12 protein-coding genes and 1 riboswitch are annotated in these 13,090 nt (G+C 59.7%); of the genes, 1 reads left to right on the forward strand and 11 read right to left on the reverse strand.

The window, feature by feature from the left end; genetic code table 11:
- Positions 1–24 precede the first annotated feature (24 nt).
- From EHV15_RS00590 to EHV15_RS00625, 8 genes are all read right to left on the reverse strand, one after another.
- The gene (locus EHV15_RS00590) at positions 25–312 is read right to left on the reverse strand and encodes a nucleoside-diphosphate sugar epimerase (RefSeq protein ID WP_128629566.1); all 288 of its coding nucleotides are present in this window, start codon (positions 310–312) and stop codon (positions 25–27) included.
- Positions 313–442: 130 nt separating this feature from the next.
- Positions 443–1,795: a glycosyltransferase family 2 protein gene (locus tag EHV15_RS00595; protein ID WP_246061233.1), complete on the reverse strand. Its 1,353-nt coding sequence runs from the start codon at positions 1,793–1,795 to the stop codon at positions 443–445.
- 4 nt (positions 1,796–1,799) lie between these two features.
- Positions 1,800–2,999, reverse strand: a complete 1,200-nt coding sequence (locus EHV15_RS00600) for a GT-D fold domain-containing protein (protein ID WP_246061235.1) — start codon at positions 2,997–2,999, stop codon at positions 1,800–1,802.
- A gap of 25 nt (positions 3,000–3,024) precedes the next feature.
- Positions 3,025–3,756 carry a sugar phosphate nucleotidyltransferase gene (locus tag EHV15_RS00605; protein ID WP_128629568.1) on the reverse strand — a complete coding sequence of 244 codons (732 nt, stop codon included), beginning with the start codon at positions 3,754–3,756 and terminating at the stop codon, positions 3,025–3,027.
- Positions 3,757–3,852: 96 nt separating this feature from the next.
- Positions 3,853–4,599, reverse strand: a complete 747-nt coding sequence (locus EHV15_RS00610; RefSeq protein WP_128629569.1) for a glycosyltransferase family 2 protein — start codon at positions 4,597–4,599, stop codon at positions 3,853–3,855.
- A complete protein-coding gene (locus EHV15_RS00615) occupies positions 4,596–5,789 on the reverse strand; it encodes a glycosyltransferase family 2 protein (RefSeq protein ID WP_246061237.1) in 1,194 nt (397 codons plus the stop codon). Before EHV15_RS00615 ends, EHV15_RS00610 begins: the two co-directional genes overlap by 4 nt.
- Entirely contained in the window at positions 5,786–6,622 is an 837-nt protein-coding gene (locus EHV15_RS00620; protein ID WP_246061239.1) for a glycosyltransferase family 2 protein, read from the reverse strand. The genes EHV15_RS00615 and EHV15_RS00620 overlap by 4 nt, the downstream gene beginning before the upstream one ends.
- A gap of 576 nt (positions 6,623–7,198) precedes the next feature.
- Positions 7,199–8,389, reverse strand: coding sequence for a glycosyltransferase family 4 protein (locus EHV15_RS00625; RefSeq protein WP_128629570.1), 1,191 nt, complete (start codon positions 8,387–8,389; stop codon positions 7,199–7,201).
- A 218-nt stretch (positions 8,390–8,607) separates the two neighbouring features.
- On the opposite strand from EHV15_RS00625, the gene EHV15_RS00630 reads away from it, so the two are divergent.
- Positions 8,608–9,762 carry a YheC/YheD family endospore coat-associated protein gene (locus tag EHV15_RS00630; RefSeq protein ID WP_128629571.1) on the forward strand — a complete coding sequence of 385 codons (1,155 nt, stop codon included), beginning with the start codon at positions 8,608–8,610 and terminating at the stop codon, positions 9,760–9,762.
- Between the two features lie 22 nt (positions 9,763–9,784).
- Here EHV15_RS00630 and EHV15_RS00635 read toward each other — a convergent pair whose 3' ends face one another.
- From EHV15_RS00635 to EHV15_RS00645, 3 genes are read right to left on the reverse strand one after another with little or no spacing between them, the layout of a single operon-like run.
- Positions 9,785–10,582 carry an energy-coupling factor transporter transmembrane component T family protein gene (locus EHV15_RS00635; protein WP_128629572.1) on the reverse strand — a complete coding sequence of 266 codons (798 nt, stop codon included), beginning with the start codon at positions 10,580–10,582 and terminating at the stop codon, positions 9,785–9,787.
- Positions 10,579–12,237, reverse strand: coding sequence for an ABC transporter ATP-binding protein (locus EHV15_RS00640; protein WP_128629573.1), 1,659 nt, complete (start codon positions 12,235–12,237; stop codon positions 10,579–10,581). The genes EHV15_RS00635 and EHV15_RS00640 overlap by 4 nt, the downstream gene beginning before the upstream one ends.
- Positions 12,238–12,239: 2 nt before the next feature.
- Positions 12,240–12,845, reverse strand: a complete 606-nt coding sequence (locus tag EHV15_RS00645) for an ECF transporter S component (protein WP_128629574.1) — start codon at positions 12,843–12,845, stop codon at positions 12,240–12,242.
- 99 nt (positions 12,846–12,944) lie between these two features.
- A riboswitch (TPP riboswitch) is annotated at positions 12,945–13,056 on the reverse strand.
- Positions 13,057–13,090 lie beyond the last annotated feature (34 nt).

Consider the following 13,090-nt stretch of genomic DNA (forward strand, 5'->3'; position numbering starts at 1 on the left):
TCATTCTCCGTTCCCGCGCTTGCTTCACTCTTCATCCTGGCCTTTCATTTCCTTAATCACAATGCCCAAATTTTCAGCCATGGCCTCTTCCAAATCGGCAATGGCATTTAAATAAGAGATCACGCTTTTGTTGATCCGTCCCGCATTTTCAAGAATCCCGGACGTTCCCTCAAATGCGGGTTCGGCATCAGGAATGGCGTGCACGATCTGGGCCATCCGGACGGAAACCTTCCGCTCGGCGTCAATCACCCGCGCCATTTGCTGGTGGGAGTGGGACATATGGACGATGATCTCTGTAATTTTCTGCTCCACCCTGATTCCTCCTCATCAATGGGCTGTCGCATCCTCTTTTAAAGCCGAGAACCTGCCCGCCTGTGCCCTGCATTAGCATATGCCGGTACGGATTTGCACGTTCCAAGCAGGATAAGTTTGCAAATCTTCATTACAAATCTTCGCTGATGATGCGGGGCGGGGGCGTAATGGGAAGACCCGCGGGATATTGCTGCAGAATTTGGAACGGGATTATTTCCGGAAAAACGTTCAGATTCCATACACGGCAGGCGTATTCGGACATGACCTCCCGCCGCCGGCCCCGGTCGATCTGATACAAGCGGCCGTCGGTGCTGCGGACCGCTCCCCCTTCAGGCAGGCCGGCGGTTTTTTCCGCCCGCGGTTCCGCCGGCGTTTGCGGCGCGCCAACCGGAATTTGCAGCAAATCGATAACCGATAGCCGGACCGGGGACGGAGCATTTCCCGCTTCTTCCTGCAGGGCGGCGGAAACCGGGTGCCTTACGCCGTGCTCCAGCCAATACACCGTATCGGACCACCCTTTTACGTACGCATGCGTAGGAAAAAAATCAACCGCTCTCTGCCCGTGCCCTGCTCGGGACTCGGGTATGCGCCGCAGAAGTCCGTGCAGATCCCCCCACTTTTCGGCAAAATAGTCGTGATTGCGGGCGTTTACTTGCTCAAAGCCTTGCGCACCAAGTCCTTTCATGGTCAAGCTTCCGTAATGGTGAACAAACGTATCGCCGGCAATCACCATCTTTTTGCCCTGCAAAAGCAGCCGGGCCACCCAATCGTCGTCCTCATAATTGCCGATAACATATCCCTCATCAAAATAACCGGCCTGCTCCAGCGTAGTGCGCGGAAACAGCAGGCAGAAGCCGACCAGGCGGCTTGCCTCCCGCCATTTTCGGGGATCGGGAGCGTTAAAAGAGGCGGCGAAAGCCGGCATTTCCGCAACGTCTTCATAGGGCGCGTCGATCTGCTGGTCTCCGCTGATGTAATTCGTGACCGGCCCGACGGCCGCCGCCCCGGTCAGCTCCAGGCAGCCCAGCAGTTGATCCAGCCAGCGCTCCGTTACAAGCACATCGTTGTTAAGCAATGCGATCGTTTGTCCTTTGGCCATCATCAGCCCTGTATTTACCGCCCGCGCAAAGCCGCTGTTTTGCGGATGAACGGCCAAACGGACCGGACCGCGCCGGCGGCGCACTTCATCCGCCGTGCCGTCGTCCGATCCATTGTCCACGACGATCACTTCGTAGGGCGCAGCGGTATGGGCCTCGATCCGGTTCAAGCATTCGATCAGCAAGTCTTTGCGGTTGTACGTCGGTATAATGATACTCGTTCCGTCAAAGCCTGCGCCAAACGAACGTTTCCCTTCCATTACGCCGTGCGCATACCCTGCGGCATACCCGAGTTCATAGGCGCGCAGGGACTCTTCCCTGCGGTTTTCGCAGGCAGCGCTGCGGCTCTGGCGTTTAGCCGGTTTGCGGTTTCTTCCGTGTGCCAAACGTCTACACCTCCTGAATCGGCGGCATAACCGCCTCTCCATTGATCAATTTGTTGGCCAGATGCCCCAGATCAAGCGCCACCTTGCCGTGTTCCCCGGCAAGGCGTTCACAGAGAATGACGGCGGCGATTCCGGCGGCGACGAGAGCAAGCTCAAACGGGAAGCCGCGCGCAAGCTTCAGAACCCGCGGCACGTCGTGCACCCCGTTGACCGGGGCGATGCAGCCGGTTATGTCGGCGCCGCGAAGCCTCAAGAACTCCGCAAGGGCAAAAGCTTTATCGCCGATCAAAAGCACGCGGCGGCCTTTAAGCAGCTTGGCGAAATATCCCTCCTCGTTCAGCTCGTAGTTGATCGTGGAGGAGGTGAGCCGCAGGGTGCGGTAATCGATGCCGTAATGGCGAAACACCGGGAACATCAAGCCCTGATAGGAGGGATGGCGCGATTCGGGGACGCCGATAATGCCGGCGGTGCGGACGGCGGCGGCGAGCGCCTCGCGCGCGGCCGGATCCGGCAGCTGTACGCCCGCATATGGCAAAAAAGCGCCCCAGCGCATCGCCTCCTCCGCCAGGAGGACGGTGTCATGGGCGAGCGTCAGCAATTCGCCGTCGCCGAGGCGGACGATGGACAACGGCCGACCGGCGCGTAGGGCCTGATCGGCGGCGGCAAACACGTCGGAAGCCTGCAGCAGAGGGTACAGCGCCCCGGCGACGGAGCGGAACCCGGCGGCGATGACATCGTCCACCGTCAGCTCGGGCAAGATCATACGGCGGGGAATAAGCCGTCCCAGCTTCGCCTCCCCGCCCTCAAACATGCCCTCGCGAAACCCGGCGGCATAGGCCTCGGCGCCGGCCGCCAAGGCCGCCGATTCGGGGGCGGGGGAAAGCGTCGCGGACGGTACGGCGTCCCGGGAAAGTGCCGCCTTTTGCGGCAAAGGCGCGGGCGATGGGGGAGATGCTGCCGCGGCAGCCGGGGATGGCTGCGGCGCGTGGGCGCCCCGGTCCGCCGCCGGCCGCCGCAACGCCGTGTTCCCCCGGCCAGCGGCGGGCCGGCCGGCGCTACGGCGACGCCTTCCAACCGCTCTCCGCCCGTAGCCGCCGCGCCTTCCGGCAGAGCGGGAACGCTTCGCTCCCGCCGCTGCAGATGCTCTCGCCCCTGACCGCTTGTTGCGGGACAGGCCGGCTTTTTGAGCGTGATGTGGCCTCATATCGCCCCTCCGCCTCCTGTAGAGGTCATGGAAGAACGCCCCGCATCCGGATGCTCGCCTCCTGCAGTGATTCCGGCGTTCCGGCGTCCCCCCACCATAGCTGAAGGACGTCGTATTCCAGCTTGCCCGCCTTGGCATAGCGGTTATTGACGTCCGTAATCTCAAGCTCGCCGCGGGCCGACCGGCCGATGCCGCGGATGATCCCAAAAACGGCTTCATCATACATATAAATGCCGGTGACCGAATAGTTCGATTTCGGCTTTTTCGGTTTTTCCTCGATGTAGGCGATCAGGCTCGGATCGGCCTCGTCGAACACCGGAACGCCGTATCTGCGGGGATCGTCCACCGGCTTCAGCATCACCCGGGCGCTGCCCGGCGGCTGTTGCTTAAACTTTTCCACATACGGGGTCAAGTCGTCCAGAAACAAGTTATCGCCCAGCAGCACGACGAATTTGTCGCCGGGCGGAATAAATCCTTCGGCGAGTTCCAGCGCTTCGGCGATCCCTCCCGCCGACTCCTGTACGCGATACGTGAGGTTAACGCCAAAGTTCTCGCCGCTGCCGAGATAATCCGCGTACAATCCGGCGGACTGCTTGCCGATGACTATGAGAATGTCGGTGATTCCGGCTTGACGCAGCCGTTCTATGCCGTAACAGACCATCGGATGATTCCCGACAGGAAGCAGATGCTTGTTGATTAACCGGGTCAGCGGGTATAGACGCGTTCCTGTGCCTCCCGCCAAAATCACACCTTTCATGAACACTCCTCCCCAAAAGTTTTTGTGAGCGTTGCTTCTTGGTTAAGCTTCGAACAAAAACTCGCTTCGGAAGCTTACGCTTAGTTTTTGTGAGGTCTAAATAAACTGCCAGGGATCTACTCCCCATTTATCAATGAACCGTTTGCGGTTTTGCTCGATGATCCCGTTCCATCCTTCCGGATGGCGGGCCTTGAAGCTTGCGCTGCCGGCATGGTAGACCAGCGTATCTCCGCAGATCAGCAGCCGGTAGCCCTGCTGCCGCGCCCGGTAACAGTAATCGTCATCTTCGTAATGCCCGGGCGAAAACCGTTCATCCAACAGCCCCACCCGGTTCAGCACTTCCCGCTTGAGCAGCAGGCACATGCCCACCAGGCGCCGGACATCCTGCCATTTGGCGGGATCGGACCGATTGAACTCCGCGGCGGCCCGGAGGAAATCGTCCCGATCCTTCCAAGGGACGGTGATCTGCTGCCGGCCGCTGGCGTAATTCGTTACCGGGCCGACAAGACCGACATTGCCCGCGCTGCCGAGGGCGGCCAGCATGTTGGACAACCATCCCGGGGCCACGATGACGTCGTTGTTCAAGACGAGCAGCTGGTCGCCGGACGCGATCATCAATCCTCGATTCACGGCAACCGGAAAACCTTCATTTCGCGGCAATGCCGCCAAAATAAGCTTTTCCTGCAAGCAGAACTGCGCGGTTTCGTCATCGGAGCCGTTATCCACAACGATAATTTCATAAGGGACCTCCGTATGCTTACGAATCGCTTCCACGCAGGGCCGAAGCAAATGCAGCCCGTTGTAGGTCGGTATGACAATGCTGGTTAATCCGCCTCCGCTCACAGCGCATTCCTCGCTTTCGCCAGCTCGCTTCTGGACAGCGTAACGTAACGCAGACGGACGCCTTCCGTCTGCATCACCGCGTCCAGCGCTTCGATGTGGTCGCCGATGATCATTTGGGCTACGCCGTTTCCGGCCCCGGTATTGCCGCTGCGAATCCGGTTTTTCCGCACGACGTCTACGGAATGCGGAGCACCGACCGCCAGTCCGCGGGCGAGCGCCAGCGCCTGGGCCTTCGGGGGGACGATCAACGCCCCCGTGCCCACCGTCTGCAGCGCACGGCGAGAGACCGCATGCGGCACCGCCGTCAGCGAATTGGCTTCCAAATCGGGCCGCCCCAGGGCCTGGTTTAAGAACGCTTTGCAGCGCGTCACCTCATCCTGTTGCGGAAACGGAGGCAAGTACGGCGACAGATCGTTCAGCGCGATGTCCATCCCCTGGTCCACGGCGATCAGAAATGCCGCCAAATCCTCCGCAGGCAAAACCATATCCCCGTCGGTAAACAGCAAAATAGGCTCCGAGGCCGCCGCAGCGCCTATCGCCCGTCCAATATCATGGCCTAGCCGCTGCGGGAAATTCAGCTTCGTCACCCGCGGATCCCGTTCCACCGCGGTAAAGCTGCCATCGCTGCAGCCGTTCAGCACGACGATGATTTCCTTAAACGGGAGCTTGCGCAGCTCCGACAACACGGCGGATAACGTTTTTTCTTCGTTGCTTGCGGTGACGATCGCGGATGCGCCTTCCTTTAACGGCAGCGGAATCCACGGGTCCGTGACTCCGGAAGCGTCCGCGTATCCCTTGCTGAAAGCGAGGGCAATCGGCAGTATTTCACGATAAGATAAATCTGCCGGAGCATGCTCAAGGTACCAGTCTTGAAAGCCCTGCTGCATCCGCTTCAGGGTCGAAGAAGGGCCTTGGGCCCCGTCCAAAAAGGCGGCATGGGCCCCCGCTTCCGCCGCCATCAGCTCCAGCCGCTGTTTCTCGCCTGCCCTTGGGGCTGCCCCGCCGGCTTGGGTGTGGCCTGGGCCGCCCCGCCGAACGCCAGGGCGGCGGCCAAAGCGGTAACCGGTTGGAAGCCGTCCGGTTTCGCGGCCCGGCTTTGCCTGCTTAGGGCGGGGTCTTTTGCGCGTCCGTCCCGGCAGGGGCCATATTCGGCTGCGGCGGCGCTTTACCCGTTTTTTAAATGCGTTCATTCCATCCACCTCACCCTGCCGCGTATGCGGCCGAGATCGCCGTAACCTCCGCGCGGCCCTTTTTGGCGGATCAGCCAATGCACGGCTTCCAAATGATCGCCGACAACCAGAGAGGTCAGCGGATCTTCTCGCTTTCCTTTAGCCCGCCGCCGGGCCCGGACCGGATTTAATTTGCCCACGGGCACGGTGTGGACGGCCTCTACGTTTAAGCCGTGAATCACCGCCTTGGTCTGGGCCAGCGGAGGGACTTCCAGCGTTTCAAGTCCAATGGTTTCCGCCCCCCGCCTGCTTAAAGCATGCGGAACGGCGGTCAAGGATGCTCCTTTCAGATCGGTTCGCGACAGCAGGCCGTTAAGAACATGCTTCGCCAGTACGACCGGGTGGGTCCTTTTGCCGGTAACCGGCCCGGAATACCCGTTCAGCGCCACGTCCACCCCGGATAGCACGGCCTCCACAAAAGGGCGAAGCTCTTTTGCCGGGATGACCATGTCGGCGTCGATGAACAGGAGCACCGACCCGCGAGCCGCCTCCGCACCGACGCGTCTGCCGACATCGTGCCCAAGCGGCTTTGCCGATCGGATCACGCGGGCCCCGCTTTTCTTGGCCAGCTCCGCCGTTCCGTCCGTCGAGCCGTTTGCGACGACGATCGTTTCGCTGCGGGGATGCAATCGCCCGGCTTCGCGCAGAACGTTCCGCAGCGTGGCTCTTTCGTTCATCGCCGGGATGATGATCGAAACAATCGGGTCCTGATGATTGACCAAACGCGGCATCGCCGGCTTGCGCCGAAACTTTTTACGGTTCAGGCGGCCTTGAATTTTGCGTTTTTTGACCACGTCTCTTTCCTCCCAGATCGTGATATACCGGAGCATATACAACAGTGTATGTGGTGCTGCCGGCGTTGCAACGGCAAACGTACAGCTGTCCTTCGGACCGGACCCGGTCGCTTTGTCCCATCGCTTCCGCCGCTTTCGGGGCTTGAAGTAAGAAAAACGCCTGACAGCCCCCTTTAGTGGCTCTGACTTCTACTTTGGACGCTGCTCTAACGGACACCAGCGACCTTATCCGTCCATTTCCCGGGTATTTCCCAGCCTAACGGACACAGGCGACCCTATTTCGCTCTAAACCCGTTCATCCAGGCCGATTTGAGGTAAATAAGGTCTTCTGTGTCCGTTATATTTTGCAGACCTCCGTTTTTTCGAAAATAACGGCTCTGGTGTCCCTTAGCCCCCTGATTCCTCTTCTCCTCCCCTCTCTACCTGCACATCGCCCTCTACCATGACCGAAATTTTACAAATTCTATAATGTACAAAAAAAACCCGGCCGGCGGCCAGGTCCTTATTTGTTACTCCAACTTCCACGAAATGCAAAAGTGCAGGCGAATTTCGTCGAAGTGCCCCGAAATGGGCTGCTTAAGGCTGCTGTTTCCATTGCGGGGCGTTCGCCGGAATGACCCGGCTGGAGCAGATGATATCGACCCATCGGTCGGCCGTATGCTGCCAGCGGAACCGGTTGCGGACAAGCTCCTGTCCGGCCTGGCCCATCGATTTGCACAGCGCTTCATCCTGCAGCAGGCGGATGATCCGGTCCGCCAGCTCGTTAACCATCCCTTCTGCGGGCACCAGAAACCCGGAACAACCGTCCGCGACGATTTCGGGAATTCCGCCCGCACGGGCCGCTACGACCGGTACGGCTGAGGCCATCGCCTCGACGTTGACCAGGCCGAACGCCTCCTCTTCGCAAGCCGGAACGACCAGGCAATCGGCGGTATTGTACCAGCCTGTGACTTTGGGGTAGGGCGTAAACGGCAAAAATACAACCCGGTCCTTGAAGGGCTCCGCCATCGCTTTCAGCCTGCCGGCATAGTCCGTTTCCCGGTTGGCTCCGTGACAATTGCCGCCCACGATGACCAGCATGGCTTCCGGCACCCGCCGCAGCACGGCCGGAAACGCCGTCAGCAAATGGTGCACGCCTTTGGCCGGAAGCAGCCGGCCGACGAACAGGACCACCTTCCGGTTTTCCCATCCGAATTCGGCCAGCCGCGCCATGCGCAGCGCTTCCCCGTTCGGCGTCCAACGTGGAACGAAATCCTCCAGGCTGACGCCCGGCGGAATAACCCAAATCGGCGTGAAAAGGCCCGGAAACCGGGAAAGCAGCTCAGCTTTCAAATACTCGCTGCCCACGATGATCCCGTCTACGCTTTCCAGCATTGGCTGTATGCGGGCTTTGGGGTGATGGCAGGAAGGGGAAATAAACGCGGCGGAATGCAGGGTGAGCAGCACGCGGGCCAGCGGCAGCCGGCTTTTTAACTGAAAAGCGAGCAGCGGCCGATTGTGGACGTCAACGGTGCCGGGCCGCCATTTCCGCAAATGGCGCAAAATCGATTCCAAGTAAAGCCGCCCGCCGGGCAAACGGTAAATCGGAACGTTTCCGATCCAGCCCTGGGAAGGCAAATGGCCGTCCGCGAGTCCGAAAATGCGGATTTTTACATGTTCCGCCGCAAGTGGGGCCACATTTTCAATCACCCGTTCCACCGTGCTGCTTTTGCCTGAAGGCATGACGAACGATCCGGTCGTGATCACCGCTGTCTTTTCCCGTTCCATGAGCGATCCCCTCCTTCCTTTCGCTAGCTTCGCTACCCTAAATATACGATATCCGCCCGGGAAATGTGACTGCCGGCTGGAGGCGCGGCCCTTCGGGAACTTGGAGAAGCCTAAGGAAAGCCTGCCCCAAAACAGGCGGCTGACGCAGAACAGTCGTCCACTCTTTTTGAACGGGACAACATAGATTGGAGGAAGAAGCAAGGGAGGAGGAACCACATTTGAAGCAGGACTATGTAGGAATACTGCTAAACTCCGGGATGTTCCGGGGAATTCCTCAGCGAAAAACCGGCCAGGAGTCGATCTCCAATTATGAAGAGGCGGCCCGGAAATACGGCCTGATCCCCTGTTTTCTCCGCTTGGGCGATATCGACTTGTTCCGGGGAACCTGCTCCGGCTATGTGTCAAATGGAAAAGAATACGTTATAACCAATCTTCCCCTGCCGCCGGTCATTCATAACCGGGCCTTGTATCCCGAACCTGCAGCGCACCAACAAATCCGCAACCTGATCTCCCGGGGCATTATGATCTTCAACGTCAACAACCGTTATGGAAAAGATGTCATCCACCGCCTGCTGTGGAACGCTTCGCATCTGCGCGGCTATTTGCCCGCCGCCGCTCCGGCCAAGCCGGCTGCACTGCACACCATGATGTCCAGGTATTCCGACCTGATTCTTAAGCCGATACGCGGTTCCGTTGGACACGGAATCATGCGGCTGCGTTACGATAATCAAAGCTGGGAACTGATCTATGCGTCCAAATCCGGAAAAAACGAATGGCGCACCGCCAAGCTCCAGCAAGGGGAACTGCCGCTGTGGACGCGGCGCTTGCTGCAAAGCACCCCTTACCTCGTTCAGGAGCGCATTCCGCTGGCGGAATACGATTCCCGGCCCATAGATCTGCGGGTTACCGTCCAACGCGGCGAGTTCGGCGATTGGGCCGTCACGGGGCTGTTCGCCAAGGTGGCCCTGAAAGGCAGCTTTCTATGCAACATCGCCAAAGGCGGGGAAGTGTTCCCGGCGGCAGAGCTGCTGGTCCATGTTTTGCCCCCGCGTTCGGTCTCCGCGGCTCTCGCCCATGTGGAGGCGCTGGCGCTGGCGATCAGCCGCTATCTCGGCACGCAGTTGCCCCTGCTTGCCGATCTGGGGCTCGACATCGGTCTCACCATGAGCGGGCATCCCTATTTTATAGAATGCAACGGCCGCGACCAACGTTACGGTTTCCGCAAATCCGGATTGACCGAAATATGGAAAAACACGTACCGTCAACCGATGTCTTTCGCCAGATACCTGCTCGATCACCCGAACGGGCTGCCGGGCGCGCAAAAGCTGCCGCAGGAAAATGTCTCCTTTCGCTCCAATCTCAAGTCCAATTAAGCCCAATTATAGAGATTGCCATTTATCTTACATCGGCAATGCCGAAAAGCGGATACGCCTGCGAAAGCGCGAAGGCGGCCGCCACGGCAGCGGCCATTACTAGCAGCACCAGAAGGTCATACCGCGAATAAGCGAAGCGGTAATAATAAGTGCGTGGCCGGCTGCCGTCAAAATCTTTGGCTTCCATGGCCACGGCCACGCGGTGCGCCCGGCGGATGCTTTGCGAGAGCAGCGGCACCGCGTAAAGCCGGGCCAGCTTGGCCCAGCCCCGCGGTCCCTGCGGCGTGCACACGCCGCGGATGCGCAGGGCGTTCCGGCGGATCTGCAGCTCCTCCCAGACCATCGGGAGCAGCCGGACGGAAGCCATAAAGCTGTAGGCATATTTGGGCGCAAGCTTGACCTGCTGCATCAGCGAGTAAAACAGGGCGACGGACGAGGTAGTCAGCACGAAGAGCAATCCTTCCGCCGCAAAAGTCACCGACTTGAGCCCGATATGGACGCCGCGGTAAAAGCTCTCCTCCGAAATGCGGATGAGGCCCCAGGCCCACCATTCGTGCTCGCCTTTGCCGAACAAAATCATCGTCATGGAAGACGAGATGAAGATGAACAGAAAGGACAGGACGAGCAGCGCGATTTTCCACGGCTCATATCCGCTCAGCAGAAACAAAAGCAGCGTGAACAATACGGCTTGATAAAACATAAAATCAGGACGGTGCGTAAACAAGGTCACCAAAAACAGCAGTACAAAAAGCGCCAGCTTGCAGGCCGGGTTGGCCCGGTGCAGCCAGCCTTTCGTTTTGGGGGTCAACAGCGGCTTCATCGCAGAGTCACCGCCTTTGGGGCAAAGGCTCTGCCGGAGGCGGATGAAGCGAGCGAACCGGCCGATTCGGACAGGCCCTTTTCCCCTGGCTCTGACGTATTCCCGGCCATTGCCGCCCCGCGTTCCGTGTAGGAGCAGGAGACCAGCCGCCCTTCCCGCACTTCCCAGCGCTGGGTCGCGACTGTGGCGGCAATCCACTCCTCATGTGTGACCATCACGATCGCCGTCCCGCGCCGCCTCAGCTCTTCGCATAACGAAAGGATCGCAAACGCGTTTGCGGCATCCTGGCCGAAGGTCGGTTCGTCAAGCAGCAGCAGCGGCTGCTCGCGCACGGCCGCGCTGGCCACGCTGAGCCGCCGTTTTTGCCCCAGCGACAGCTGGTAGGGGTGCCGCCCCTCGTACCCTTCCAGGCCGAATTGCCGTAAAATCCGCACCGTGCGCTCGCGAATCCCTTCTGCGGAAAGCCCGTCTTCCCTGAGCGAAAAGGCCACTTCCTCGTCCACCCGGTCGGCGACAAATTGAAATTCCGGGTTTTGAAAGACGAAGCCGATTTCCCGTGCCGTACGCTCCATCTGGCGCCGGCGTACGCGGCGGCGAACCTTGCCCCCCTGCATCGGGACGCCCTGCAGAACATATACGCCCTCCGTCTTTAGCAGTCCCATCAAGCTGAGCAGCAGCGAGCTTTTTCCCGCGCCGTTTGGGCCGGTGACGGCGATGAAATCGCCGGGCATCACCGCGGCAGCCCCAACCTCAATAACCGGCTTGCCCATTCTTAGCCCGCGGAATCCTTTGAGTTCGACAAGCGGAGCAGAGCCGGCGGGGGCGCCGGCAGACAGCGCAGCCGGCCCGGCGGAAGAAGCGCCGGCTTCCCCGCCCCCGGACGGAGCTGGCTCCAGCAGCCGCCGTCCCTCCGGCGCGGCTAAAAACTCCGTCCAAACGCCGGGATACCAGATGCCAAACTCCTTCAGTTCCCGGCGAAACTCGGCAAAAATCGCCTGCGGCGGCCCTTGGCCCAGCAGACGGCCGTCCGGTCCGAACAAAGCGACCCGGTCGACGAGTCCAAGCGCCAGGATTTCCTCAATCCGGTGTTCGACGATGATCAGCGTGCGGTTCTTGGCAATACGGCTGACGGACTGCCAAATTTGCTCGCGCCCTTCGGGATCGAGCAGCGCGGAAGGCTCGTCGAGCAGCAAAACCTCCGGATCGCCGAGCAGCACCGAGGCCAAAGCGAGCCGCTGCTTCATCCCTTGGGACAAGGCATGGATCGGCATGTGCAGCTCGGGCAAACGCAGCCCGACATCCTCCAGCACCGCCTCCATCCGGGTTTCCATTTCCGGCCGGGGAACCCCCAGATTTTCCAGCGTAAAGGCCAACTCTTCATCCACGTAAGGCATGCAAAACTGGGTGTCCGGGTCCTGGAACAAAAAACCCCAGGAGCCGGGCAGACGTTGTGACGCACAGCGCATCGGAACCTCCACAAGCTGCGGAATAATCCCCGACAGCACCTGTAGAAGCGTGGATTTTCCGCTCCCGCTGGGGCCGAGCAGGAGCACTTTTTCCCCGCGAAAAACCCGAAAGCTCAAATCCTTGAACACAAACCGCGTCTCCCCCGGAAATTTGAGCCTTAGATCGCAAACTTCAACGGCCGTTTCCATGGTTAATCATCCAATGCCGCGTAATCTTTGGGATCAACGGGGCGCAGCAGGGTGGTTACGCCCGTCGCTTCTACGGCCTTGGCCAGCCCGTAAGCGAAGTAGCCGGCAATCAGCGCGGAGCTGACGGCCCGCATCGCATATTTTGCGACCAGCAGCCAGGTTTCATAATCCTGCACGTATCCGTAATAAATGTCCGGAATGATGGAGCCGACCGCGGCTCCGATTCCGGCCAAGGCGGCGATGGAACCGGAAAATTTTCGATACCGGAAAGCCGCGAATACGAGTTCCGCCCCCAAGCCTTGCAGCACGCTGTACAGCACGAGCTGAACGCCCCATTCGCTGCCGAACAGGATTTCCACATGGGCCGCGGCCACTTCCGCGATCAGCGCCACGCCCGGCTTGCGGATCAGCAAAAATACGAGCGTTGGGGCTAGAAACCACATCCCGTAAACGAGTTCATCCGCCTGAAAAAACAGCGGCGAGAACAAGTTATACACCGAACTCCAGAAATGATAAACTACGCCAAGCACGACCGACACGAGCACGGTCACCAGCAGATCGCTCAACTTCAGCCCGCGGCCGCCTTGTTTTGTTGCAACCTCTTGCATGTTTTTCTCCCCTTTAAGAAAAATATATTTTTTCGCAAACGACAAAAACCGCCCGAATAAGCTCAGGCGGCGGTCAGGTCACGGGGATGGACGCAAAAAAATCCCGGACATTCGATTCTCTACGCTGGCATTATCCAGATCAGATTAACGGTCCGCAGCGGAGTATGCTGCCATCTCAGCCCGATTCACTCAAGCCCCCGTATCGTATGCGATTGTCTTTAACATACACCAACCGCTTACAGGCA

It is taken from the genome of Paenibacillus oralis (assembly GCF_003863965.1).
In the GTDB taxonomy this organism is placed as follows: Bacteria; Bacillota; Bacilli; order Paenibacillales; family Paenibacillaceae; genus Fontibacillus; species Fontibacillus oralis.